A 26,470-nucleotide genomic window follows, 5' to 3' on the forward strand; every position below is an offset into this window, starting at 1 on the left:
ATCATAAGTGAGGCTGCGATGATCAATTAATCGATTAACGCCAATTGATTCGAGCCAGTATTCGCTTACCCACTACTTCTTGAACGATATAAAAGAAAGGGTAGACGCTGGCTAACAATGGCAGGTAAAACAGGGCCATCTCCCAGTTAAAAATACTTTCCAATGAGAAAAGCTTCCCAAAGAAAACAAAGATCAGGGCAAAGCAACCGGCCATTAATAGCACTAGGGTAATTTTCATCCGGTTAAGCGGTCTGGCGACCATCAGTAGCGCTACTAGGCAAACAGCACCCGTTAGCAAAACTGAAAGTGTCGACGTTTCCGCGTATGTTAAGTTGAACTGCACCCCACCAACCAAATCAATAATGAGAATATAGGTTACAACGCAAATGGCAGACGGTGCCGCAATCACCATAACCTGCCGCATAAACTGACCCGAGATACGTTGATAATTCGGCTCCAAAGCCAGGAAGAAAGTGGGAATACCCACCGTTAGTACTGAAATTGGTGTTAGTTGAATTGGCTGGAAAGGATAACCGTTATTCATAAAGATAAAAATCACGCTCAGTGCTACCGAATACATGGTTTTAATTAAAAATAACGACGCCACCCGTTCGATGTTGTTAACCACCCTGCGCCCTTCATTAAGCACGTTGAGCATGGCATCAAAATTCGAGTCCACCAGCACAAAATCAGCGATACTTTTTGCCGCCTCACTGCCGCTAGCCATTGCGATTCCGCAGTCAGCCTGACGTAACGCTAAAATATCATTGACGCCGTCACCCGTCATGGCCACCGAATGGCCTGCCCGCTGCCAGGCCATTACCAGCTGCTTTTTCTGGGCGGGTGTCACCCGACCAAAGACAGTATATTGAGCCACCAACTGGTCATAATCAATATCAGAATCCAAACTGCTCATATCGATCATCTGATCCCAGTGCTTAATCCCGGCACGAGAAGCAATGTTAGCGACTGTAGTAGGGTTATCACCGGAAATAACTTTTAGTGCAACGTCCTGATTCTGAAAGTAGCGAAAAGTGTCAACGGCGTTTTCGCGGATTTCATCTTCAATTAGGATTAAGCCAAGTACGGTAACTTTGCCCAAATTATCAGCGGCCATTTCCGTAGTTCGTGCTATGCAGAGTACCCGGAAGCCGTCCGCTGCGTAGCCCTCAATTTGCTTAGCCAATTCTGCAGGCACCTGCTTAAGGACGAACTCCGGGGCCCCGATCACATAATTACCCTCTGAAACACTCACACCGCTCCACTTTCTTGCTGAGGAAAACGGCACTACTTTAGTTGGCTGCCAGCCTGGATCACTTAACACACTGTTCAGCGCCTGTGCAGTTTCGTTGTCGTCGCCAATGGCGTTAATGGTGCCACCAATAATCAATTTTAACTGGTCGAGTGTTTGCTGCTGCAATGGCACAATTTTGCGCAGCTGCAGCTTGCCGCTGGTAATCGTCCCGGTTTTATCCAGTCCCAGGACGTCAACTCGAGCCAAACCTTCAATGGCAGGCAGTTCCCGGACAAGGACCCGATGCCTTGCAAGATTCATCGCCGAAACCGCCAGGGAAACCGACGTCAGCAAAACCAGCCCTTCAGGGATCATCCCGATCATGGCCGCGGTTGTTCCTAATATGGCCTGATTAATACTGCTATGATTGAGCAACCGCGAGATAAACAGGACCGCGCCCAAGGGTACGATCACAATCGTTAAAATCTTAATGATGCGGTTAATGGTGCTCAGCAACTGGCTATTCGAACTTTCACCTGACTGGACTTCTCCAGACAGCGTATTAATGAAACTTTTTGTCCCAACGTGGGTGGCTTTGACCACTGCCTGTCCACTGACTAAAAAGCTGCCAGATATTACGGTATCTCCCGTTGTTTTTGAAATTGGTGTGGCTTCACCCGTAATCTGTGACTCGTCGACTTCAATCCCCTTGGTTTCCAAAACTAGGCCGTCTACCGGCAGTTGATCGCCACGATGCATGATTAAGCGATCATCTTGGACAATTGCATCTTGGTGAAGCTCAACCGGTCCCTCTGCCCGCTGAACCTCATAAGTCGATTCGGACAGCAGGCTCATTTTATCAATTTGCCGTTTAGAACGAATTTCCTGAAAAATACCGATCGCCGTATTTACCACAGCAACTCCTAAAAACAGCTCGTTTTTATAGCTGCCCGTGATCAGAACTAAGGCACCCAAAATAACGTTGATCAAGTTAAACCAGGTCAGTAAATTATCCCGGAATATTTCCTTGATCGATCGTGTTAACGATGGTGCGGGCTCATTTTGCTGTCCTGCATCGATTCGCTGCTGTACCTCTTTTGCTGTTAGGCCTTGTGTAATCGGCATGTTCTAAACCACCTTCCGTACATCTTAACCATATTGTACAAAAATTCTGGGCAACTTGGGGAAATCCGCCAAGTTCTTTAAGGAAAAGCCAATAATTGTAAGCGTTTTTGCTATAATGGATTCGAAGACTATCAGAGAAGGAAGTATCGCAAATGACTGAGAAGACTATTAAACTGGCTGATGGTAACGAAATGCCGCTGGTTGGTTTTGGCACTTACCTCATTAATACCCAAGAGATGATGGATACTGCCATCAAAACCGCTTTTAATGCAGGCTATCGTTTATTTGACACCGCGCAGCTCTACCGCAACGAGGACCTTTTGGGGCAAACTTTAATCAACCTGCAGATTCCACGCGACCAGGTCTTTATTACGTCAAAGGTTGCCGAGATTAGCCAAGGTTACGACAATGCCATTCAAAGCATTGATGATTCTCTGGAACGCTTAAAAACTAACTATCTTGATCTATTACTGGTTCACTGGCCGGTTCAAAAGCATTTCTTTGAAACTTGGCGCGCACTAGAGAAGCTCAAGGCTGATGGTAAAGTGAAGTCAATCGGTGTTTCCAACTACAGTATGGCTCACTTGGAGCTCTTAAAAACTCAAGCTAAGGAAATGCCCGTAGTCAACCAAATCGAACGGCATCCGTACTTAAATCAACGGGCACTCATCGAGTTTGATAAAAGCCAGGACATCGTCACACAGGCCTGGAGTCCACTAGGACGCGGGATCACATTAGATAATCCAATGCTGAAGAAAATGGCAGCTCACCATGACGTGTCAGTTGCACAGCTGATTTTAAAGTGGCACCTGCAAACTGGTGCGGCCGTGATTCCAAAGTCAAAAACACCCAGCCGAATTACCGAGAATCATCAATTAGACTTTGAGTTATCAGAAGACGAAAGCGGCATGATTGATCTATTGAACCGTAATCAGCGAACTGGTGACGACCCGGAAATCGTATATGAAACTGGTAAACAATACAAAGTTTATAAAGCATAAGAAAAAGGCAACCCGAAAAATTTCGGGTTGCCTTTTAGTGGATGCAATCAAAACCTGATCAATCATTAGTCAATGGTAATGTGGTGGCTGTCTTGCTTGTCTTCAGTCATCTTTGGCAAGCTCAACTTGAGAATACCGCCATCATAGGTTGCCTTGACATTATCCTCGTCAACACCTGGCAGGTAGAAGCTGCGGGTGACGTTGCTTGAGCTGCGTTCTTGACGAAGAACACGGCCCTTTTCATCCTTGTCTTCCTTATCCAAGTTGTGAACGGCGTTGATCCGTAACGTGTTGTCGCGGTAATCAATGTGAATGCCATCCTTCTTGAAGCCAGGTAATTCAGCAGCAACTTCATAACTCTTGTCGGTTTCTTTAATATCAGTCTTCATTTCATCGTTGTTAAAGAACTTCTGGCCAAAGTTACCCAAATCGTTGAAGAAGTTCATTGGATCCAAATCGTTAAAGTTTCTGTTAGTTAAGTAGTTAGTCATAGAGCAAAACCCCTTTCAGAATTTTCAAATAAGGTCGATCGGTAATTGGTTCTTACCTCCTTACCAACCTTACCAACCTTACACTGTATATATTAGTCAGTATTGGTCAGAGATGCAAGGAATTAGCACTCCAATGTCAAGAGTGCTAATTCCTGTTTTCAATTATTAACAAAAAGGAATGAGAAACACCGTCAAACTGGTGTTTCTCATTCCTTTTAAAGACAATTTATTGGTTAATAAATATTTTTTCTTTTAATATCTTGAATTTGTCAGCTGATGGATACGACTTCTGAGTACCTTTCCGTGTCACAGTCACACCAGCGTATTCATTAGCGTGTCGAATGGCATCATCCACAGAATCTCCAGCAGCAATATAGTGGGCAAATGAACCAATAAATGAGTCACCAGCACCAGTTGTATCCACAGCCTTAACATGCATAGCTGGAATAACTTCGCTGTGCTGTTTGTTGACCCACAGTACACCCTTAGAACCAAGTGTGACGACCATGTTCTTAACACCCAGATCAACCATCTTTTGAGCAGCTGCTTCAATTTTATCCATCGTATCAACCGGCATCTTGGTTAGTGACGACAATTCAGTTTCGTTGGGTGCGAAGTAGTCCACTCGGCGAGCATAATCAATATCTAAATCCTTATTGGCTGGCGCAGGATTAAGTAATACTGGCACACCATACTGATTAGCCAGTTCAATGGCACGATAGTCAGTTTCCAACGGGATTTCCTGCTGAAGCACAATAATTTTGGCTTCTTTGATGCAGTCCTCGTACTTTTCTAGAACGGCCGGAGTGAGTTCATTATTCGCACCCTTGACGATAATGATCCGGTTATCAGAACTCGGATCAACAAAGATCGGTGCAACCCCGCTGTTAGCTTCACCAATACCGATAGTGGACGTATCGATGCCGACATCCTTGTAATTTTGGAGCTGCATCTTACCGAAGTCATCACTGCCAAGCATGGTGATAAAGGAAACGTTCGAACCTAGCCTTGCTGCAGCTACTGCTTGATTAGCGCCCTTGCCACCGCAACCCATTTCAAAACTTGGCGCAGCGATAGTTTCGCCTTCAACTGGCATCCGATCAACATAAGTGATCAGATCGACCATGTTTGAACCAATTACCAATACATCAGGTTTTGTCATTTATGTCACCCCTTAATTTTCTAGTCCGGTCGTAACTTTGAAGCTACGGCTCTCTTGTGCTTTCAACGAAATCAAAGTTCCAGCCTTCTTAGCAGCCGTGAAGCCTTCTGGTGTACTCGTACCAGGGATTGCAAATGCATTAACTTGTTGGTCTGCATTATATAAAATCCAACGAGTTGCAATCGGAAATTCACTGGTGTCGAATTTGGTCAAGAAGTTCTTGCCATCACCAATATCAACACGGAATTCAGCTTCAGGTGTAATTTGACTCAGATCCTTTGAGAAGAAGACGATTTCGGGATCATAGTGATCAGGATCGTCCAGTTGATTAATCAGTTTGCCAGATGCTTTCAGCGCATCATTATACTTAGTCCACTCGGGTGTCGGGTGAACGTGGGAAGGAATCGTCTGACGCAACTGAAAATCCTCATCCGGAATATTGGAACTCATTTTGGCATTATCAACGTAGGCATAATTCATGTGGCACAGATATTGCAGCGGCATCGGTTGATAATTGGACAAATTCGTGACTTTCAAGCGAATATCGAACAGTCCGCTACCCTTATGCATAGTTACAGATGGCTCGGCTAGGTAATGATACCCAAAGCCCTTAACGTATTCATAATCACTGTGAACCGTCATTTCACCGTCTTCTAAAGTAATGTAGGAATGGTCCATATCACTGGTAGGAAATTCACCATGCAATTGATAATCATCCTCGGGTCCCGGAGTCCCGTTTGCTAACAGGCCTGAAGTAAATTGGAAACAGCCGTAAGTATCGGCAATTCCTGGACCTAGCAATGGTTGTTTGAACATATCCTTCATTTTCAATGAAACACCATCGAAAATAGCGTCCCAAATAATCAGGCCGTGAAATGGCAATAAGGTCAAATAACCACGAGAATTTTCAACCTTCATTGCTTCAATTCCTGAAGGGTAGGTAAATGTAGTCACCTTAAAGTCGTCATCTTTGTACAATTCAAATTCTGCTTTGCTAAACATATCATGACTTAAATTGAATTTTTTCAAAATTGACACTCCTTATAGTTCAAAAACGATTGCACCGGTCCATCCGAGTAACCGCTTTCATTTATTGTTTTAAAATAAATGGCTACTTGGCCATTTACCTCAAAACTTTATTTGAAATTCAGTTACTTACCAATAATTTTCATGCTAGCACTGGTCCCCAAACGGGTAGCACCAGCATCAATCATGGCTTTGGCATCATCGGCTGTATGAATACCACCGGCAGCCTTTACGGCAATTCGGTCGCCAACTGCCTTCTTCATAATTTTAACATCTTCAACCTTGGCACCACTAGTTGAGAACCCGGTCGACGTCTTAACAAAGTCCGCCTTAGCGTCTGCCACGATTTCAGAAGCCTTAGCCGTTTCTTCTGGTGTCAGTAAGGCATTTTCAATAATGACCTTGACGATCTTGTTCTTATCATGCCCAGCTTTAACGACCGCTTTAATGTCATCTTCAACGGCATCGTAATTTTGACCCTTGAACTCGCCAATATTCATCACCATATCGATTTCATCCGCACCATTAGCAATGGCATCTTTAGCTTCAGCGACCTTGATAGCAGTCGTATTAGCTCCTAGAGGAAAGCCAATAACCGTTGCTGTTTTAACATTGGTACCGTTTACTTTTTCATGTACGTAAGAAACCCAGTAAGGATTGATCATCACTGACACAAACTTGTTATCGATTGCTTCTGTAATAACGCGATCCACATCCGTTTTCGTTGCTTCTGGTGCCAATAACGTATGGTCAATATATTCGTTCAAATTCATAAAGTATCCATCTACCCTTCGATTTCGTTTTTATAACTACAATTGTAAGATACCACGAAATTTTACAATTGTAAACGCATACAGAGAAATTATGTAAAATTTATTTTTATATGCTATACTGTCTCTAAAATTACAGATTAGAGATGAGCACATGCTATCGGATAGCACTGAGAAAAAAATAAACCAACTCGTTAAGATCAGTAAGTACCATTACATTGATGGGCTTAGTCAAGTTGAAATTGCCAAAAAACTACACCTATCCCGACCGACGATTTCACGAGCGCTACAGACTGCGAAAGAAACTGGCTTAGTCCAGATTAAAATCAATGATCCTTTGGCAAGTACCGCTACACTAAAAAAGCAGTTGCAGGAGAAGTATGATTTAAAAACTGTCATTATTTCCACCGAGACTAACGACGATGAGAACATCATCACCCAGAAATTGGGCGAGAAAGCCGCCGAGTATTTAGATACCATCGTTCAAGACAACGATACTATTGGTATCAGCTGGGGCAATACGCTCTATGCTGTAGCCACTCATTTAAAACCGTCGAATAAACAAAATGTCAGTATTGTTCATTTAAAGGGGAGCATGGTAAACGCCGGCCACAATAACTTTTCAGCCGACATTACCACCCGTTTTAGTAGGGCTTTTCACACCGATGCGTTGATTTTGCCGTTACCGGTAATTTTTGATCGGCCACAGATCAAATCAATCGTGGTCCAAGACCGCTTTATTGCTGATACACTTCAAAAAGGTTACGACGCTAACATCGCTATTTATACAGTAGGAACGACTCGACCTACAGCGATGCTCTTTAACTTAGGCTACCTCACAGAATCAGAAATTGCCTATCTGCGTGAACATTCCGTTGGTGATATCGATTCTCACTTCGTTGATAAAAATGGCCAGATTGTTGACCGATCCTTAGATGACCGGACCGTGGCAATCTCGTTAGCACAACTGCAAAAAAAAACCTATTCTATTCTGGTTGCCGGTGGTGAAGCCAAAGTAGCTCCAATGAAAGCAGCTTTAAAGGCTCACTATGCCAATGTACTGATCACGGATATTAATTCAGCACAGGCATTGCTACTGTCCTAAATTATCGTGTCCACAACAAAAAAGCGACCTGCTTTAACAGGTCGCTTTTATATCACCGAAATTTAATTCAGTCTTTAATTTCTATATTACTTCAAGGCACCAGCCTTAGCATCAATACGATGTTCTGACCAGAAGTAACCGGTGATGATGGCGAAACAAATAGCTGGAACAACGAATGAGAACTGCATTGAACCTGTCATATCTGAAACAACACCTTGAATGAATGGAATAATCGCACCACCAATAAGTGACATAACGATTAAGGCTCCACCAGTTTCGGTGTACTTCTTTTCAGTAATGGTATCCAACGTGTGTGAGTAAATCGTTGGCCATTCAGGACCAAAGAAGAAGCTTGTGGCAATCGCTGCATAAACAGCAGTTGCGTTTGGTACAGTAAATGTAATAACCAAGGTAATGAACCCGCACAGTGAGAACCAAGTTAAAACACCAGTACTTGAGAAACGACTCATAAATGAGTTGGCAACCAATTTACCAACAAACCAAGCAACGTAGCTCCATACCATGAAGGTAGAAGCGGCACTGTCAGAAATGTTCATTAAGTTAAGTGCTAAACGAATAGTGAATGACCAAACAGTGGTTTGCATACCGGCGTATACAAATTGTGCACCGACACCCTTCATGAAACGTCCGTTAGTCAACAAGTACTTGATTGATTCGCCTAAGCTAGGTTTTTCTTCAACAGCCTTTTCAGCATCTTGGTTAGTAGCCTTTGAACGAGGCATTGGTGTAACCGCCAAGATAATCAGCATAACAACTAACACAATCAAGATGTACTTGTATGGACGCAAGGTCATTTGAAGCATCTTTTCACCATAGGCAATGCGTTCTGCACCGTGCATGCCAGCCATCTTATCTGACAAGTTACCGACCTTACCGAAGATCAAGTACTTACCAAGTAAAATACCGGCAATATCACCTAACGGAACCAAAGTTTGTGAGATGTTCAAACGAATCGTAGAATACTTTTTCGGTCCAAGCATTGAACTATAAGTATCACATGAGGTTTCCAAGAAACTTAAACCAATTGCAATCGCAAAGATAGCAACCAAGAACATACTGTAAGTAGCCACTTGAGATGCTGGGAAGAACAATGCACAACCAATAATGTAGAAAATTAATCCAGTCATAATAGCAAATTTGTATGTGTTCTTCTTAATAACAAGTGAAGCTGGAATGGCAATTAAGAAATAGCCACCATAAAAAGCACTTTGAACAAAGGCTGTTGACGCATCATTCAGTGAGAAAACAGTCTTAAACTGAGTGATTAAAATATCATTCAAACTAGCGGCACAACCCCAAAGTGGGAAAATCAGTGAAACAACGATAAATTGAAAAATTGGTGTTTTACTCAAATACCCATCTGATAGTTGAGTCCAACCATGTTTAGATTGGGATGCTTGCATAAATTTTTCTCTCCTTTTAAATTAAATGTATCAAATAATAAGCACAATTGGAAAAAGGTTTTATTAAAACCTTTTTCTTTCAAAAAACAAAAACTAGAAGGTTACTCCTGACTCCAAAATAATATTTGAAAATGGCGTCATCTCACCAGTCCTAATGAATGCATGTGTCTTGGCAAGACTCTTCTTTAGGTCTGAATGTGGCATAAAAGCGACCTCAACATTTGGCAGCAACTCTTGAATTGCCTTCAATTGATCTGGATTCTGAGTTTTAATCTCATCAGCCAAATAAATCTTTTGAACTTCCAATTCACTCAACACGTTTTTTAGGACATCAATAAAGCTTGGGATTTCCTTTGTTAATGCTAAGTCAATCTTCTTAGTACCCATCGGCACTGGCATTCCAGCGTCACCAATACTTAACCAGTCCATGTGACCCATCCCCGCAATTACCGTAGATAATTCGGAGTTAATAACAGTTGTTTTTTTCATAATAGATTTTAGTACCTCCTTGCAATATAATTAAATCATAAGCTAAAACCATTTACTAAAAATACTAAATCAACAACGACTATTACACTAGCACATGTTGAAATCGCTTGCAAGATTTTTTTAAGGAGTTAGTGAATTATGACACATAAAGTGACCATTAAAGAATTGGCCGCAAAAGCCGGTGTATCAGTGACGACGGTCTCTCAAATATTGAATGGAAAAAGTAACCGATTTAGTTCAGATACAATTGCACGAGTACACAAATTACAGGACAAATTAAACTACATTCCAAATTTCAATGCTAGGAACTTAATCTTAAACGAAGCTAAATCTATCGGCGTAGTGGTCCCCAATATTGGAAACCCGTTCTTCAGTAGTTTTATAGACGGGATTCAAAAAGTTTCCCGAGACTTTGAATATCTTCCCTTTAATTTCAGCGGTGATAATGATTCTCAGCTTGAAGAATACTACGTTGAACAGTTAATCGGACGCGGAACTAATGGTTTAATCATTGCCAGTTCTTCCATTACCAAAGAAACTATCGACGGTATTTTAAAGAAAAATAGGATTCCGTACCTGCTAATGGACCAGAACCCGTTATCCGATGGTGATCAGATTCGGACTAGCGATGAAACTGGTGGTCATTTGGTTGCCAATTACCTCCTCTCAATGGGACACAAACGAATTGCAATTGTCGTTCCATCCAATGCTACCAGCAATATTAGATTACGACTTACAGGTTTTCGAGAAGAAGTTATCAATCAGGGAATGGACCCAGAGCAAATCATCACCGTAATCAATTCTCCTTTATCAAAGACTGGCGGATTCGCAGCCGCTGGAGCCGTTATTAATAGTGAGGTCACAGCCGTATTCACTGTAAACGATGAAATGGCTATCGGCTTATACCGTGGTCTAAAAAACAAGGGTATTCAAGTTCCAACAGACATTTCAGTCATGGGCTATGATGGCATTGATTTAGGGACTTATGTTGAACCTGAATTGACCACCATCCAACAGCCAATTTCTCGAATGGGTGAATTAGCTGCCCAACTTTTAATCAATCGAATTCAAAAACCAAATATTGATCGACAGGTCATTGAGCTACCTGTAAGACTGATTGAGAGAAAAAGCGTGACGGTGCCAAAAAAATAAAAAAGTATTGAAAACGATTTCTAAACGTGTTAGGATTTCTGTTGTTAAATTAATAACAAGTGGAAGTCTAAATAGTAAAACCTTTTAATAGATGTTACTCATTTAGTTCATTAATCATTACTTAAAGGAGAACCCTTATAATGGCAAACACAGTTACTGTACTAGGAAGTTTAAATGTTGATACAACGTCTAAGATTGAAAAAATTCCACTACCCGGTGAAACAATTTCTAGTTTAAGTCGTAGCAGCGCAGCTGGTGGTAAAGGTGCTAACCAAGCGATTGCTGCAGTTCGTGCCGGTGCTAAAGTTAACTTTATTGGTAAAATCGGTAAGGATGACGCTGGTCACTTTATGATCGATTGCTTAAAAGAAGATCACGTTAACACAACTCATATTACTGAAGACGAAGTGGCTGGTACTGGTGCTGCAACCATTTTATTAGATAAAAAAGGTCAAAATAGTATTGTCGTTTATGGTGGCGCTAATCAGCGAGTGACTGCGGCAGACATCGATGCAGCAACGGAACAAATTAAAACTTCGGACTTTGTGGTAGCACAGTTTGAAACACCACAAAAAGCTGCACTAGAAATGTTCAAAATCGCTAAAGATAATGGCGTAACAACCATTTTAAACCCAGCACCTGCTGCTGAAATTTTGCCAGAACTGCTAAAAGTAACTGATGTAATTGTTCCTAATGAAACTGAAAGTGCTACTCTAACTGGAATTAAAGTCACCGATGAAGATTCTATGCTCGCCAACTATCAAGCTTTTAAGAAAATGGGTGTTGCTAACCTGATTATTACTGTTGGTGATAAAGGAGCTTTCTACGCTAACGATAACAGCCATGAATTCTTACCTGCGTTCAAGGTAAAGCCAGTCGACACAACCGCTGCTGGTGATACTTTTATCGGCGCATTGAGTTCTCAATTGAAACCTGATTTCAGTAACATGACTGATGCTATTAACTTCGCTCAACATGCTAGTTCGCTTACTGTTCAACGTATGGGAGCAATGCCATCAATTCCAAAATTAGCTGAAATTCAGGCGGTTGCTGAAAAATAATTCCAAAATCTGAAAAAGAGACATGATTCTATGCTGCGAATCATGTCTCTTTTATTACAAAATATTCGTTATAAGCAAAAAAGAGGTCAGACAAAAATTGTCAGACCTCTTTAAATTACCACTAAATTACTTTTGGTCGTAAGCTTCTTGGAATAACTTAACGATATCTTCTTTAGTACCCTTACGTGGGTTAGAGAAGGCGTTACCATCCTTCAAAGCGTTCTCAGCCATCAATTCAAAGTCTTCTGGCTTTGCACCGATTGACTTGATTGAACGTGGGATGTTGACATCGTCACACATCTGACGCATTGCTTTGATTGATAATTCAGCAGCATCACGAGTTGATAAACCATCGGTATTTTCACCCATAGCCTTAGCTAATTCAGCAAACCGTTCTGGGCAAGCAGGGATGTTGTACTTTTCAACGATTGGTAACAGCATTGCACAGCAAACACCATGAGGGGCATCGTATTGACCACCCAATTGGTGAGCCATGGCGTGAACGTAACCTAAGTCAGCGTTGTTGAAAGCCATACCACCAAGCATTTCAGCTTCAACCATCTTAGTACGGGCTTCAAGGTTATGACCGTTTGAAACGGCTTCACGAAGACTCTCTTCAACTAACTTAATGGCTTCGATACATTGGCCATCAGTGATATCGTTACGGTTGGTTGAAACGTATGGTTCGATTGATTGAACGAAAGTATCCATACCAGTTGCGGCAGTTAAGCCCTTTGGTACGTCAAGTTCAAGCATAGGATCGTTGAAGGAAACCAGTGGAACGTTACGCCATGAAACGACAACAAACTTCAGCTTAGTTTCTTCGTTAGTAATCACACAGTGACGGGTTAATTCTGAAGCAGTACCGGCAGTGGTGTTAACAGCCATCAATGGTGGTAATGGGTTTTCGAGGGTTTCGATCCCAGCCAGCTTAGTGATGTCATCACCGTTAGTTAAGATGATACCAGTCCCTTTACCACAATCATGAGAAGAACCACCACCGATGGTGATGATACTGTCACAGTTGTTAGCTAAGTAAACCTTCTTAGCAGCCTGAATGTTACGAACCTTAGGGTTAGGTTCAACACCGTCAAAAATAACGTACTTTACGCCAGCAGCATCCAAAGAAGCTAATGTTTGGGCAACTGGACCATTTTCCATGCCTTCCAAGACCTTATCAGTAACGATTAAAGGCATCTTCATGTTTAACATCTTGGCACGGTCGCCGATCTTCTTGATAACACCCTTACCAAAGAAGTTGACACTTGGCATTAAGAAATCAAAGTTTTCCTTCATGATTTACACTCCTACTTTAAGTTTGTATGTTACCTAATTCACTATTGATATTACCACTAATACAAAGTGAAGTAAACGTTTGTTTTATTACTTAGTTCAATCTTAATAACCACTAATAATGCTGATAAATTAGCATTTAAATGCTTTTATTAGATAAATTTCACAAGTTTTAACAGATTAATTTTATATTGTCTTCCAAGCACTATCTGAAAACTAATTTCACAATTACTAGACTAATTCAACGATAATTTTAAATTACGGAATAATGCTTGTATATTTCTCTACTTTGAACGTAAAATTACAATTTTCATACACCAATCAGCAAGAATGAGGCAGTCGTTAGTGGTAAACTTAAACTATCAAGTATTGGAGGAATCAATATGAAAACTAATGTAAAAATAGCCACTCTGGCCACGTCTTTAGCAATGCTTTTTGTTGTGGGAGGCGTTCAGCAACATTCAGTTGCACACGCTGCAACATTCCACAAAGCTTCAAGTAAAACTATCAAATCCAAAACGAGCGCAACTTATAATTACGCTAAAAAAATGCTCGCAAAAAATGCCAACGGCTTTGATTCAAAAGCAGCCACTATTTTCAGCAAAAAAGCTTATCCAGCTTCCGGTGCAGCCGACGGTTACTCAGACTTTCTATTGGGCTTAAAAGCAAACGGTTACAAGTTTACCAGTTCGCAGAAATCACTGGTTCGAAAGAACTTGGTCCTCAAATCAAACACTGATCCAGCTATTTTATCTAAAGCAATTGTTGGCTTGAAGAGCATCGGTTATAATCCAGCTAAATACCGCCCGTATGGCAGTAAAAAAGATGTCAACCTGGTTGCTCAGCTTTACAAATCAAAGATCAGTAAACAAACAACTAGTACACTCAGCCAAGTCTTAATCGCCTTATCAACAGGTAGCTATTCCCGTCCTAAATCAGCCAAGTTCAGTAAAACCAGTTTAGCCGAGAATTTAGCTAGTCTCCAACAATCCAATAACGGCTGGGCATATGATAATCAGCTGGCTAATGTTGATACGGATACCACTGCAATGGCGGTTACTGCTTTAGCACGTTCAAAGTCGTCAGCAAAATCCGTTACTTCAAGCATGGCTAAGGGCCAATCCTACTTGAAAGCCCACGTTTCGACTAATGGTGCCTTTGGTTACAACTACCTGGGAAAAACGATTTTAAACGCTAATTCAACGGCTGAAGCCATCATTGCTTACTCAACCAAGCTGAGCACGGCTAAGTACGCAAATAGCTCACGTTCTCTCAGTTCACAAACCGCTTCACCAATGGTTGCAATGTTGAGCTACGTCAACTCTAAGGGTACAATTAAAGACTCTTCCAGTGACGTATACGGTGTAGGTCAAGTTAACTTGGCAATCGGTGCCTACAAACAGGCACAACAGCACCGATCCGTTTACACAATCAAATAACACTGACAAAAAAATCACCTGTCTTGATAAATTCAAGACAGGTGATTTTTTTATTTTCGCTAAATTACTGATTCCAAGTATCAACTGAAAATTGCCGGTTCTGGTAATCAATGCACGTATAATTTCCCTGGGTCAGCTTAATCTCCCAAAATGGTCTGTCGGGAAATAAGTCGTGCAGTATCACTCGAATCGTCCCCAAATGTGTCACGAGTGCTACTGAACTCTCTTTGGAAGTGTGAGCAACAAGTTCTCGAAAACCAGATTTAATTCTGTTTTCATGTTGTGCATATGGCTGTGAAGCCGGAGGCGTATAGCCAAAGGGATCCGCTAACCAGCATTCCCATTCGACTGGGAACTGTGCTTGAATTTGATCAGCATCTAAACCTTCCCATTTACCAAAACCCCATTCATCCAAAAAATCAGCAACTTCATACTGGCGATTACTAAAGATTAATTCTGCTGATTGATGGGTTCGTTTACGACTGCTGACTAAGATTTTATCAATTGTTCGCCCCTTAAACTTGTCACGCACAGTTTCACACTGTTTTCGACCGGTTTGATTAATCGAAACATCCGTCGTGCCGTAAAATTTGCGTTGCACATTGTAATCAGTTTCCCCGTGACGAATAAAATACAGTTTCACAGCCATCTCCACCTCCTCGTATAAGTTTACAAAGGGCTCAATTCAAAGCGAATTGAGCCCTTTAATTAGTTTGTCTCTGTGACTTAATGTTTAAAAACTTTGCTGGTCAATTTCCTGCTGCACATTGGCTAACCCATACTTGTACTTAAATCGCGTAATAATTTTATACCACGATTCATAAAAGAAGAACAGCAAAACGGCTGTTGTAATCCCGTGAGTTAAGTCAAAATAAAAGCTAGTGGCGTATGCAGCAATGAATGTTTTGATATTTAACGGCTGAACATAAACCATGGCATACCATAGATCCATGATCCAGCCAAACAGAAAACCATAAGCAACCCCAAGTCCTGCTAAGTATTTTCGCTTATGTGCCCACTTGAAGTTACGGACCAAACCAGCGGTAATTCCCATCAGCCCCCAGGCAAACATTTGCCAAGGCGTCCAGGGTCCTTGACCCAAGAACAGGTTTGACACTAAAGCAGACGTTGAACCAACGATAAAACCAGCCTCTGGTCCCAATGTCAGACCCGTCATGACCACTACGAAGCTAGTCGGTTTCACGCCAGGTACCGCTGCCAACGCAACTCTTCCCAAAGCAGCAATCGTTGCCAATACCGCTAAAAAGACGATTTCACGAGCCTCGGAGTTCCTGGTTTCAAAGTGCCAATAAAAGGGCAGCATGCTGGCAACCAAACAGATCATACTCAATAAAATGTAGTGCCTGTCGCCATTAAAATAGACTATCCACAATAAGCAAGCAATGAATATGATGATAGAAACAAGGTACCCACTAACATGCTTAATTTTACCAACAAGGTTATTTTTCAAGGTGTGACCTCCCCTCGCTGAATCGCTTTAGGCAATTGATAACGAAGCATCCGATTAACCGTTGTCGTGTAGAAAAAGTTATCCGCAAAGAATTGATGCGGTTCTGCTTGGGCTACCAGCTTGCCATCGAACAATAGTGCACACTGAGTTGCATACTGGGCGCTAAAGTTCATATCGTGACTCACCATCACAACGGTCAGCTCCTGTTCTTCTTGAAGCTTTTTCAAAATATCACCCAACTCTTGGCGTCGGATTGGGTCCAACCCCTTAGTTGGTTCGTCCATGAAGAGCAGCTTAGGGTTTGAAAAGAGCAGGATTCCCAGCGCAATCAGCTGCTGCTCACCACCGCTAGCGTCGTAAGGATTACGATCGGCAATATTTTCAATCGTCAGCTTTTGAAGCATTGATTCGGCCGCGGATTCAGGATCATTCAGCTTTAACTGTTTCGCGCGTTCAATAAATTCTTCACGTACCGTATCGTAACTAAAGTAATCACTAGGTGTTTGAGAAAGATAGGAGACTTCCTGATAAAATTGAGCGCTATTTTTAACCCAATAACTTAATTTTTTCCCTAAGAGACTGACACGCCCACGCCGTAAAGACAGTAATCCCATCACACTTTTCAGTAACGTTGTTTTCCCAGTCCCGTTCTTACCAATGATGGCGATCCAATCCTGCTTATGGACAGTTAAATTCAAGTCATCTAAGATATAATTACCATTTTTATCGTACTCAAATGCCAGATGTGACAACTTAGCTACGACTGGCTGGTCGGACTGATCAGCCCTAACTTGCAATTTACCGTTCAACTTAACGTTGTTAGCTTGAAGCACTTCACGGCCTTCAGCCACAGTTTGCGGTAAATCGGTTAACCGCAGCTTGTTCGGTAAATCTTCCTGCAAGAACAGATATGGTACATCTGGAATAAAGTTTTTTAAATGCGGATCTTGCCAAACGTTTTTCAAGACTTCCGCTACCGGTCCCTTAGCTTTCAGCTGACCGTCAGCCAAGACCCAGAGTTTATTTGACAGCGGCAGCACATCGTCCAAAATGTGTTCACTCATCACAATGGCAATTCCGAGCTCGTCGTGAACACGGTTCAGCAATGAAATAAATTCCTTTGTCGCAATTGGATCCAATTGTGCCGTCGGTTCGTCCAAAATCAGCAGCTTTGGCCGTAAAATCAAAACTGCTGCTAAATTAACCAGCTGCTTTTGACCACCAGACAAATTCTGCACATTCTCATATAAAATATCCTGAAGCCCCAGAAAGCTTACCAATTCTGCAATTCGCTGCTGAATCACATCCGTTGGAACATTGATATTTTCTAGTGAAAAGGCCAACTCCTGAATAACGTTGTCCATCACCAATTGATCATCAGGGTTTTGAAAAACCATGCCGATGCTTTGCGCACTTTGCCGTTTCGGTAATTCTGAGATTGGCTGGCCTTCAAAGTAGACACTGCCCGTTCGTTTGCCAACCGGCCATAGCTCTGGCTTCATTTGTCGCAGCAAGGTTGTTTTTCCGCTACCAGAATCCCCGGCAATCGTAATAAAGTCACCAGATTCAACAGTTAGATTAATATCTGACAGACTTCTATGTTTTGCCAGCGAATATTCGAAATTAAAATCTACGACTTTAATAAGTTCCACCATAGCCACTCCCATGCTTCTAGAATTAAAGGAAAACTAAACAATATTGCGACTCCAAGTAAAACTAGCCAACCAATAGGCGTCAACGCAATTGCACCCAAGCTTGGATAAACCGTCATCCGACCAATGCCACGGCTAGCTGCGTAGAAGCAAGCTCCAGTTAAGAGGAGATACCAAGCCAGCGATACAAAATCACGTATTGAAAAGCGGTAGCGCTGATAGCTGGATCGTTTACCGCTGCCATACCCACGGGCGCTCATGGAATCGGCAGTCTGGAGCGTATCGGTAAAGGACTGAATCAGCAAAACTTGCATCATCTTGACCGCACCGATTCCCCTTTGATGACCGTTCCCCTTCGTAACTGCAATGCCCCGAATTTTTTGCGCTTGCGAAAGATTCTTTAACCGTGAAATAAAAAGCGGTACAAAACGCAATGTAATCATGGTTAGTAAGGTTAGTTTAGGAGAGATTCTTGAAAATAAATACATAAACTTTTGACTGGTTAATACCTTGTTATAAGAAAGAAAAGTTAACAGCACAATAATCAGGGACAAGGCCATCATAAAACCGTAAAAAATCGATTCAGCAGTAATAATAGTGCCTCCAAATGTCCAAATTACATGGGCCCCACGATTATTGATTAAGGGATTCAAAATCATGATAAAGGCAGTCATAAATAGACTGCCTTCCAAAACCATTAACATTTGTTTACCAGTATGTGCAACTAAGTCCACACAGATGACTAAAAGCAGTTCAACCAGTAAAAAGATTGGGTGCAAAAAAGCCATTGAACATGCAATCGTAACAACGTAGTAAGTAAACATTACCCACGGATTTAATTGTTCAAAGACAAGCCTAGAACGGGTTCTCCGCTCCATTCGTGGCCGCCGTTGCTTTTTGTCCTTATCCATTAAACGACATCCCCACTCTTAACGTGATAAACATGGAACTATAATGATTGCTCCATTTCGATTATTTAAAACTTGAAAATAGACCCTTTATTAGCTTTAAAGTAACTGTATTGCTCCAAGCCATAAGCAGCCTGTTGAGTTGCCATATGCAGCGAACCAGAATTCTTGCTCATAAACCATCTGTATTGACCAGATGACTTTTGATATTTGATCAAACGCTTAACTGGTGTAACACCGCTCTTAGTCTTCAGCTTTTCTGGGTTTACTCCAACTGCTGAAAGACCAGCGATTGCCAACGCGTCAGAGTTTGAGTTAGCCTTTTTAGAAAACGATCCGGAAATGACAAAATCGCCAGTAGATTTGGAGAACGCTTTGTCTTCAAGCAGCTTAACGCCCTTAGAAATCGCAGTATTAACGCCACTGTAACTCTTATGCATTCCCAATGCCATCAGTGCCATACCTGTAACATCAACGTCACTAGTCTTACCATTAATCTCCCAGCCGCCCTTTGAGTCCTGTGCTTTGACAACTTGAGAAACTAAAGTTTTAACCGTCGCATTACTTTTACTGCCATAGTTTTTTGTACTGAGCGCAATGATACCAAATATTTTAGCAGTGATTCCGGAGTTTGATTTCGGAGCAGTTTTAATAATGCCGCTTACTAAATTTTTACCTTGATACTTAGTTGGATTGTATCCCAGTGACACAGCCCCAATTAAAGTTCGTTCGTAATCGGTAGCCGCATAATGTCCCTGCAAATCCTTAAACTGACCAGCTAAACTTTTAGCAAAGACTTTTTTGGCTGATGAACTCATCCCAGCTGGTGACCGTTTTACAGCCAGTGCATCCCAGCAATCAAGATCACTTTTTTTCGTATGGCCTTTGATGTAACTAACACTGGAATTAATTGACTTCGTATAACTCGAACTAGCTGCTTTGACACTGCCCGCCGCAAGTCCACCGGCTAAACCAATGGTACCAACCATCAATAAGATTGTTTTGAGTAATTTCTTTTTTTTCATTTTTACAGGTCCTTTCGCTTAAATCTAGTGTTGACTAGCAACTGGCGAGTGCCGATCCTTACCTAAGTTCTCCGTATAAAGCCACTGTACACGGTCGCCAGCTTTAACTTTCTTCTTGCCAGCTGAATACCCATAGAACTTATTATTAACGGAATACAGCCAGCCGCTACCAGATCCATGGTCAAATTCAAACAGACCAGCGATTCCACGGACGTAAGTACTGCCGCTGCCTCCTTGATAGGCTACTGCAACATGTTTTTGCCCTGCCACTTTTTTCAAAACTGTCGCAACTGTTTCACCCTTTTTAATTCTAACCCGGCTGTCTTGAAGGAGCACTTTATTACCTTTACTGATGGGGCCTCGAACCGTTAAAGAGCAAGTCTGTCCCCCGCTTAAATGGTGAGCCGATGGGGTCGCTTTTGCCATTGCATTAACACCATGACCTTTTTTATGACCCTTCTTAGACGCCGTGGCTTTCAACTGAGCGGTGTTCCCCTTAGTCGCTTTTCCTCCTTGGTCCTTATCCTTTAAAGCTGCAGTACCACTTTTGGCCTGCCCATTAGCACTTTTTTCTGGCTTTTGAGTTGCCGAAGCACTGGCCGAACTAGCACTCTTAGCAGGTGCTTTAGAGGTACTATTAACTGATGCTTTATCATTGCCATATGAATTATTGGCAGACTTGTTACCCCCACTCATCGCTGAATAGCCGGCAAATCCCAAGCCAAAGATAACCAGTAAACTCAGTACGATCATCGTTATTTTACGCTTAGACACAAGAAAACCCCCTTAATTTTATTTATTCAACGTGATTACGAAACTCTTAAGGTATCTCCAGATGATTTCCTGCCCTCACTGTAATCACAATTCTTGATGTTTTAGATAGTCACGCCCGTTTAAAGCTACCTGCTTGATTGTTCAGCAAATAGGTAGCGTTTTCATTTATTGCAAGGTTAAATGACACCTAAAAAAGCGTTCACGGGCACTCCCTTTATACACTATATATTTTATCCTACATTCACTTGGCTTTTCTTAAGGAAATAGTGATAGACAGTTATCAGCACATAGTCATCAGAAGATGACAATAAATTTACTATGAATTGCTCAATTTGGGTTTAATAGTAAAATCTAGTACTCAGTAAAAAATAGTGTAAAATGTACTTAATAGCACCAACGGGAGGCTTTCACTTTGGAGAAAAAATACATCCTTGCATTAGATATCGGGACAACCCGCGTTTCAGCTACCCTATTTGATCATAATAGCCAAGCGCTATTTTCATTTAACAATCAAATCACTCAGCGTTCACCGCATCCAGGGTGGTACGAACAAGCTCCAAGTGAAATATGGGAAAAGGTGCTGGCCTGCATCACTAACCTTTTGATTATTAGTAAAATTAAGCCAGCGGAAATTGCCAGTATCGGCATTTCCAATCAAAGAGAAACAACGATTGTCTGGAACGTTAAAACTGGGAAACCCATTTATCGTGCCATTGCTTGGGAATCACGCCAATCAGAACCCATCGTTCAAGACCTAATTACTAAGAATTATAGCAAACTTTTCCACTACAAAACCGGTTTGTTTATCAATTCTTACTTCTCGGCAACCAAGCTGCTCTGGATCCTAAACAAAGTACCTACTGCTAGAAAACAAGCTGAAAACGGTCTGCTTCGGTTTGGCACGATTGATTCTTGGATCGTCTGGAAACTAACCAACGGAAAGCTGCACATTACTGATTTTACTAACGCTAGCCGAACCATGCTGTTCAATATTCACGATCTGAAATGGGACCAAGAAATTCTGACAATTTTAAACATCCCTAGATCACTTCTCCCTGAAGTGAAATCTAACTCGGAAGTCTATGGTGTGACCGATGCTAAGACCTTTTTTGGGGCCGAAGTTCCAATCGCTGCTCTTGCTGGCGATCAGCAAGCAGCCTTAGTCGGTAGCCTAGCAACACAAGTCGGTCAGGTAGAGGGCACGTATGGAACTGGTGCCTTTCTTATCATGAACACCGGTGAAGAACTAATCATGTCCAGTCAGCATCTGATTTCAACCATTGCGTATAATGTTAACGGTAAATGCATCTACGCCATTGAAGGCAGCATATTCGTTGCGGGTTCTGCCCTTGAGTGGTTAAAAAATAACCTTAAAATGGTCAAAGACGTTACCGAAGTTGAAACTTTGGCTAGAAAATCAACGGACAATCATCGAATGTACGTTGTACCCGCCTTTACGGGTTTAAGTGCTCCCTATTGGAACACTAACGCAACCGGGGCAACATTCGGTATGACACAGAAGTCAACCAGATATGACTATATCAGAGCCACTTTGGATTCCATTGTATATCAAACCAATGATATTCTGATGAGCATGGTCAAGGACTCCGATATTAATATCAAAGATATCCGCGTGAACGGCGAAGTGGTGAAAAACACCTATTTACCGCAATTTCTTGCAGATTTATCTGGTAACCACCTCCAGCGCGATACAGATGCCAATATTGATTCGCGAGGCGTCGCTTACTTAGCCGGTTTGGCTGTCGGTTTCTGGAAAAACTTTGACGAGATTGCTAACATGCAAAAATCAGATGAGGGCTTTGCGCCTAAACTCTCAATTAAATCAAGAAGAAAACTGTATAAAGGATGGCAAAAAGCCGTGAAGGCCGTCGAATTTTACGCTGATGATTAGAAATAATAGCGGCACTAATAATGCTAATATTTTGAACCTTTTACATGTTAATGTTAATATTGCGTAAGCGTTTTTAACGGAGGAGATTGAAATATGCCGAATATTTCACAAGATATGCCGGCCTTACCTGAATATACCAGCCTCGGGGAGTACTTGCAGTCCTTTTCAGATATTACCCAAATAGACGCAATGTTTTATAGTTTATCTGGTATCCTAGTTCACAAAAATCATGTTTATACTGATGAAAAGCTTATTCAACAGCAATTAGATTTAAAACAAATGATTAATTACACGATTTTCCCGGTAACCTATAATTCAAATTTATGGGGATTTATCCTCTGTAATTCAGAAAAAGTATCGCAGCAGCGCATTAATCTATCTAAAAATTACCTCTCTAACATTTTAAAGCAGGTGTTTAAAGACAGTCATTCAAATAGCCAAGCTGATGTCCTCAATTCTTTGACCAAAAGTGCCTTTAGTCAAATTAATTACCTAAGTATCCTGTTAAAGATATCACCACGCGTTCAGCCTTCTGAATTGCCATCAATAACTGACGAATTTCATAGTCATCACGACAGAACCGAATCGTATAACAGTCTAAAAAGGGCCAGCGAATACGTTTTAAAAAACATTACTCAGCCGCTTTCACTCAATGAAGTCGCCAACAGTGTCTACCTTTCTTCATCTTATTTAAGCCGGCTATTCAAAAAGTATTTGAATGTCACTTTCGTATACTATGTTAATCATATGAAGATCGCAAAAGCTAAAGAAAAGTTGGCCTTAACAACGCGTCCAATCAACGTTATTTCAACCGATGTGGGCTTTACACAAACCAGCTACTTCACCAAAACATTCAAAAAAGTAACGGGTATGACCCCTTCAGAGTTTCGGCGTCAAAACGTCACCACTACCCGAATCTTTACGGTACCGCACACCATTGATTGGACTTCCAAAGACACGGTTTTCGACGTTTCACAGCGGTTCTTTAACCGTAAAGGAATTGATTTCTTTTATCAAACAGCTAATAGTTATCTATACGTAAATAGTATTGACCACTTAACTGATACTGCTGAAAATAGGGGTTGGCTCTTTACAGTAGACGGTCAACAGCCAACCAAAACAGCCAATGAAATTCTGGTTAAAAATTTCTCTGAGATTCAATGGCTCTACACGGATTTAACGGGTGTTTAGCCCTTATTCATAGTAGCTTGTTTTTCACCTTAGTTTTCGGCCATACAACAAGATAGCGACCGATTTCCCACGTTCAGGAAATCAGCCGCTATCTTGTTGTTTTCTGGCATCTAACCGAGTGATAACCCGGCCTTTCTTACTATCGTTATTTAACAGCTTTCCGGCTAGTTTGTAATATCGTGTTCGATTTCGTCCAAACTACCGGTAATAATCTTTTCACCTAACACTTCACCTAACTTTTGAAGCGCGTCATTACGGGTCTTAACTTGGTCCATATCGAAGATGATATCAGCAATATCACCGCCAGCAAAATCAAAATCTTCGTGGTAGATGTAGCGACCAGCATTCTTATCGTTGAAATACTTGTCGACTTTTTCTCCCAAACCGTACGCCCAGTCTAGATTCTTCATTTCTGGAATATCTTTACGGGTGACGTAACCCTGTTTGGCAATCAGGTCGGCAGCCTTTTGAATCATTTCATCAGTATATTCAAAAGCCGGCTTGGTTGTTTCAGCTTTCTTGTCCTTATCTGCACTTTTTGTTGCCATAACTAAGATCTCCTTTAATTTATGTTGCAATTTTATTTTAGCACTATTTTCAAAAAGGTGTGCGATTATGCTGCTTACGCACCGATCTGGCGGGCTCCCTGGTACAAATCAGCGAGTTTAAAATACGTTTTTCCTTCAGCACTGATCAAGACTGAACCGCCACTCACCATACTATGCTGATTCATGGTAGAATTAGTAATGTATCCGCTAACATTAACTTAAAAAGGAAGTTATCACATGGCAGACGATAAGCAAACATTTAAACCAGGTCAGTATACCGTTTCGGCTCAAGGCCACAACGGGACGTTCCCAATGACTGTCACTTTTTCAGCAAATCGAATTGAATCAATCGATATTGATCAAAGTACTGAAACAGCAGGCATCAGCGATGTGGTCTACGATCGAATTCCTAAAGCTATTGTCGACGGCCAAACACTGAATGTCGACGCCGTTACCGGTGCTTCAGAAACTAGCCGTGGAATTTTAAACGGTGTCGCAGAAGCCGTAAGGAAAGCCGGCGGCGATGCCAGTACGCTGCAGAACCGGGATAAGTATGCTCCAAAAATTACAGAAAACAGTGATTTACAGACTGACGTTGTAGTCATTGGCGGTGGCGGTGCCGGATTAGCTGCTGCGGCTACTGTATTAGATCAAGGCCGCAAGGTGATCCTGTTAGAAAAGGCCCCAGCACTAGGCGGCAATACCATCCGAACTGGTGGGCCAATGAATGCTGCCGATCCCCAATGGCAGAACAGCTTTGCTGCTTTACCAGGTGAGCATCAGACACTGCAAGACTTATTGGACATGAACGCTGATGACCTCGATCCTGAATATCAAGCTGACTTTAAAACCTTACAGTCCCAAATTAAAACCTATTTTGATGATATTAAAAATAAACAGCCGTCCCTGTTTGATTCCGTGGAACTCCACCGGATTCAAACCTATTTAGGCGGCAGGAGAACCGATTTAAACGGCAACAAGATTCACGGTAACTACAAGCTGGTCAAGACGCTGACTGATAATGATCTGGCTGCCCAGAAATGGCTTGCCAAAATTGGTGTTAAATTTGATACCTCAGACGTTGCCATGCCAGTCGGCGCCCTTTGGCGGCGAGGTCACAAACCAGTAGAAAATGCCGGCTTTGCATACATCTCAGTTTTAAGCGACTACGTTAAGCACAACGGCGGAATCATTTTAACGGACAGCCCCGTTACCCGTTTGCTGTATGCCAAGGGGCATCTAGACGGCGTATTGGTTGAAAAACCGGGGGATCACGCCTTTACCGTTCAATCGAAGGCAATCATCATCACCTCTGGCGGATTTGGTGCTAACACCGCGCTGGTGCAGAAATACAATACTTCCTGGAACCAGATCGACGATGACATTGCTACCACGAATGCCCCCACAATTACTGGTGATGGGATAAAACTGGGACAACAGGCCCACGCAGACGTTACCGGCATGGGTTTCATTCAAATGATGCCCGTCTCAGACCCTAGAACCGGGGAACTGTTCTCTGGGATTCAGTGCCCGCCCGCGAACTTTTTAATGGTTAATCAGCAGGGTAAGCGGTTCGTCAATGAATATGCTGAACGTGACGTGCTGGCTAAAGCGGCCTTCGATAATGGTGGCCTATTTTACTTAATTGCTGACAATGAAATCAAGAAAACAGCTTACAATACCAGTGACGAACAACTGGAACAGCAAGTTAAGGATGGTCGGCTGTTTAAAGCCGATACGCTTGCTGACTTAGCAGCTCAAATTGGCATGGACCCAAAGACACTTGAAACAACGGTAGCAACCTATAATTCTTACGTGGATCAGGGTAACGATCCTGACTTCGGTAAAAACGTCTTTGACTTAAAAGTTGAAAAAGCACCCTTCTATGCCACACCAAGAAAACCGGCAATCCACCATACCATGGGCGGTTTAACCATTGACGATGGCGCCCACGTCTTGGATAAAGACGGCAATCGGATCAACGGGCTATACGCGGCTGGCGAAGTTGCTGGCGGGATTCACGCTGGTAACCGTCTGGGTGGTAATTCACTGGCTGATATCTTTACCTTTGGCCCTATTGCTGCTAAATCAGCCGTTAACGAAATTGTCGATACGGTGACCTCCGCATCCACTCATTAAGCGTTGATCTAATGAATCCCTTTATCAGTCGTTTTTGATAATTTCCTTGTAACGGTTAAAAAAGGAACCCACAAGCGT

General features: G+C 42.0%; 23 protein-coding genes. 8 read left to right on the forward strand and 15 right to left on the reverse strand.

The features are described from left to right. Positions 1 to 34: 34 nt before the first annotated feature. Complete coding sequence (locus JUE95_RS09980) at positions 35 to 2,359, reverse strand: cation-translocating P-type ATPase (protein ID WP_203651169.1); 2,325 nt, start codon at positions 2,357 to 2,359, stop codon at positions 35 to 37. 152 nt (positions 2,360 to 2,511) lie between these two features. On the opposite strand from JUE95_RS09980, the gene JUE95_RS09985 reads away from it, so the two are divergent. Further along, on the forward strand, positions 2,512 to 3,360 hold the full coding sequence (locus tag JUE95_RS09985; protein ID WP_235995432.1) for an aldo/keto reductase: 849 nt from the start codon (positions 2,512 to 2,514) through the stop codon (positions 3,358 to 3,360). A gap of 65 nt (positions 3,361 to 3,425) precedes the next feature. Here the strand turns inward: JUE95_RS09985 and JUE95_RS09990 are convergent, their stop codons facing one another. From JUE95_RS09990 to deoC, 4 genes are all read right to left on the reverse strand, one after another. Next, positions 3,426 to 3,851: an Hsp20/alpha crystallin family protein gene (locus tag JUE95_RS09990; RefSeq protein WP_089088483.1), complete on the reverse strand. Its 426-nt coding sequence runs from the start codon at positions 3,849 to 3,851 to the stop codon at positions 3,426 to 3,428. A gap of 226 nt (positions 3,852 to 4,077) precedes the next feature. Continuing rightward, entirely contained in the window at positions 4,078 to 5,013 is a 936-nt protein-coding gene (gene rbsK, locus JUE95_RS09995) for a ribokinase (protein ID WP_203651170.1), read from the reverse strand. 12 nt (positions 5,014 to 5,025) lie between these two features. After that, positions 5,026 to 6,042, reverse strand: a complete 1,017-nt coding sequence (locus tag JUE95_RS10000; protein ID WP_203651171.1) for an aldose 1-epimerase family protein — start codon at positions 6,040 to 6,042, stop codon at positions 5,026 to 5,028. A 122-nt stretch (positions 6,043 to 6,164) separates the two neighbouring features. After that, positions 6,165 to 6,812: a deoxyribose-phosphate aldolase gene (gene deoC / locus JUE95_RS10005; RefSeq protein ID WP_203651172.1), complete on the reverse strand. Its 648-nt coding sequence runs from the start codon at positions 6,810 to 6,812 to the stop codon at positions 6,165 to 6,167. 151 nt (positions 6,813 to 6,963) lie between these two features. On the opposite strand from deoC, the gene JUE95_RS10010 reads away from it, so the two are divergent. Further along, complete coding sequence (locus JUE95_RS10010) at positions 6,964 to 7,914, forward strand: sugar-binding transcriptional regulator (RefSeq protein WP_203651174.1); 951 nt, start codon at positions 6,964 to 6,966, stop codon at positions 7,912 to 7,914. Positions 7,915 to 8,000: 86 nt separating this feature from the next. Here the strand turns inward: JUE95_RS10010 and fucP are convergent, their stop codons facing one another. Together fucP and rbsD are read right to left on the reverse strand one after the other, a co-directional pair. Next, the gene (gene fucP / locus JUE95_RS10015) at positions 8,001 to 9,338 is read right to left on the reverse strand and encodes an L-fucose:H+ symporter permease (protein WP_203651176.1); all 1,338 of its coding nucleotides are present in this window, start codon (positions 9,336 to 9,338) and stop codon (positions 8,001 to 8,003) included. A gap of 93 nt (positions 9,339 to 9,431) precedes the next feature. Then, on the reverse strand, positions 9,432 to 9,827 hold the full coding sequence (gene rbsD, locus JUE95_RS10020; protein WP_203651178.1) for a D-ribose pyranase: 396 nt from the start codon (positions 9,825 to 9,827) through the stop codon (positions 9,432 to 9,434). 138 nt (positions 9,828 to 9,965) lie between these two features. Here rbsD and rbsR point away from each other — a divergent pair, with 138 nt between their 5' ends. After that, complete coding sequence (gene rbsR, locus JUE95_RS10025; RefSeq protein ID WP_203651180.1) at positions 9,966 to 10,979, forward strand: ribose utilization transcriptional repressor RbsR; 1,014 nt, start codon at positions 9,966 to 9,968, stop codon at positions 10,977 to 10,979. Between the two features lie 140 nt (positions 10,980 to 11,119). Further along, entirely contained in the window at positions 11,120 to 12,040 is a 921-nt protein-coding gene (rbsK, locus tag JUE95_RS10030; protein WP_203651182.1) for a ribokinase, read from the forward strand. 126 nt (positions 12,041 to 12,166) lie between these two features. Here rbsK (JUE95_RS10030) and JUE95_RS10035 read toward each other — a convergent pair whose 3' ends face one another. Beyond that, positions 12,167 to 13,336 (reverse strand): iron-containing alcohol dehydrogenase, encoded by a 1,170-nt coding sequence (locus JUE95_RS10035; RefSeq protein ID WP_203651184.1) that lies wholly within the window; start codon positions 13,334 to 13,336, stop codon positions 12,167 to 12,169. 380 nt (positions 13,337 to 13,716) lie between these two features. Here JUE95_RS10035 and JUE95_RS10040 point away from each other — a divergent pair, with 380 nt between their 5' ends. Further along, positions 13,717 to 14,772, forward strand: coding sequence for a prenyltransferase/squalene oxidase repeat-containing protein (locus tag JUE95_RS10040; protein WP_203651186.1), 1,056 nt, complete (start codon positions 13,717 to 13,719; stop codon positions 14,770 to 14,772). A 64-nt stretch (positions 14,773 to 14,836) separates the two neighbouring features. On the opposite strand, the gene JUE95_RS10045 is transcribed toward JUE95_RS10040, so the two are convergent. From JUE95_RS10045 to JUE95_RS10070, 6 genes are all read right to left on the reverse strand, one after another. Continuing rightward, positions 14,837 to 15,421 carry a histidine phosphatase family protein gene (locus JUE95_RS10045; RefSeq protein ID WP_203651188.1) on the reverse strand — a complete coding sequence of 195 codons (585 nt, stop codon included), beginning with the start codon at positions 15,419 to 15,421 and terminating at the stop codon, positions 14,837 to 14,839. An 84-nt stretch (positions 15,422 to 15,505) separates the two neighbouring features. Further along, a complete protein-coding gene (locus tag JUE95_RS10050; RefSeq protein WP_235995434.1) occupies positions 15,506 to 16,243 on the reverse strand; it encodes an ECF transporter S component in 738 nt (245 codons plus the stop codon). Continuing rightward, entirely contained in the window at positions 16,240 to 17,898 is a 1,659-nt protein-coding gene (locus JUE95_RS10055; protein WP_203651190.1) for an ABC transporter ATP-binding protein, read from the reverse strand. The genes JUE95_RS10050 and JUE95_RS10055 overlap by 4 nt, the downstream gene beginning before the upstream one ends. Then, a complete protein-coding gene (locus JUE95_RS10060) occupies positions 17,874 to 18,806 on the reverse strand; it encodes an energy-coupling factor transporter transmembrane component T (protein ID WP_235995436.1) in 933 nt (310 codons plus the stop codon). Before JUE95_RS10060 ends, JUE95_RS10055 begins: the two co-directional genes overlap by 25 nt. A 65-nt stretch (positions 18,807 to 18,871) precedes the next feature. Further along, positions 18,872 to 19,828: a hypothetical protein gene (locus tag JUE95_RS10065; RefSeq protein ID WP_203651192.1), complete on the reverse strand. Its 957-nt coding sequence runs from the start codon at positions 19,826 to 19,828 to the stop codon at positions 18,872 to 18,874. Positions 19,829 to 19,852: 24 nt separating this feature from the next. Beyond that, positions 19,853 to 20,602, reverse strand: a complete 750-nt coding sequence (locus JUE95_RS10070) for a DUF4430 domain-containing protein (RefSeq protein WP_203651194.1) — start codon at positions 20,600 to 20,602, stop codon at positions 19,853 to 19,855. Between the two features lie 412 nt (positions 20,603 to 21,014). Here JUE95_RS10070 and glpK point away from each other — a divergent pair, with 412 nt between their 5' ends. Then, complete coding sequence (gene glpK / locus JUE95_RS10075; RefSeq protein WP_203651202.1) at positions 21,015 to 22,514, forward strand: glycerol kinase GlpK; 1,500 nt, start codon at positions 21,015 to 21,017, stop codon at positions 22,512 to 22,514. Between the two features lie 93 nt (positions 22,515 to 22,607). Next, a complete protein-coding gene (locus JUE95_RS10080; protein ID WP_203651211.1) occupies positions 22,608 to 23,705 on the forward strand; it encodes an AraC family transcriptional regulator in 1,098 nt (365 codons plus the stop codon). A gap of 164 nt (positions 23,706 to 23,869) precedes the next feature. Here the strand turns inward: JUE95_RS10080 and JUE95_RS10085 are convergent, their stop codons facing one another. Then, positions 23,870 to 24,253, reverse strand: a complete 384-nt coding sequence (locus tag JUE95_RS10085; RefSeq protein ID WP_235995438.1) for a hypothetical protein — start codon at positions 24,251 to 24,253, stop codon at positions 23,870 to 23,872. A gap of 237 nt (positions 24,254 to 24,490) precedes the next feature. Here JUE95_RS10085 and JUE95_RS10090 point away from each other — a divergent pair, with 237 nt between their 5' ends. Beyond that, complete coding sequence (locus JUE95_RS10090) at positions 24,491 to 26,392, forward strand: flavocytochrome c (RefSeq protein WP_203651214.1); 1,902 nt, start codon at positions 24,491 to 24,493, stop codon at positions 26,390 to 26,392. Positions 26,393 to 26,470: the final 78 nt, after the last annotated feature.

The sequence above is a fragment of the Secundilactobacillus yichangensis genome, from assembly GCF_016861565.1.
Classification (GTDB): Bacteria; Bacillota; Bacilli; order Lactobacillales; family Lactobacillaceae; genus Secundilactobacillus; species Secundilactobacillus yichangensis.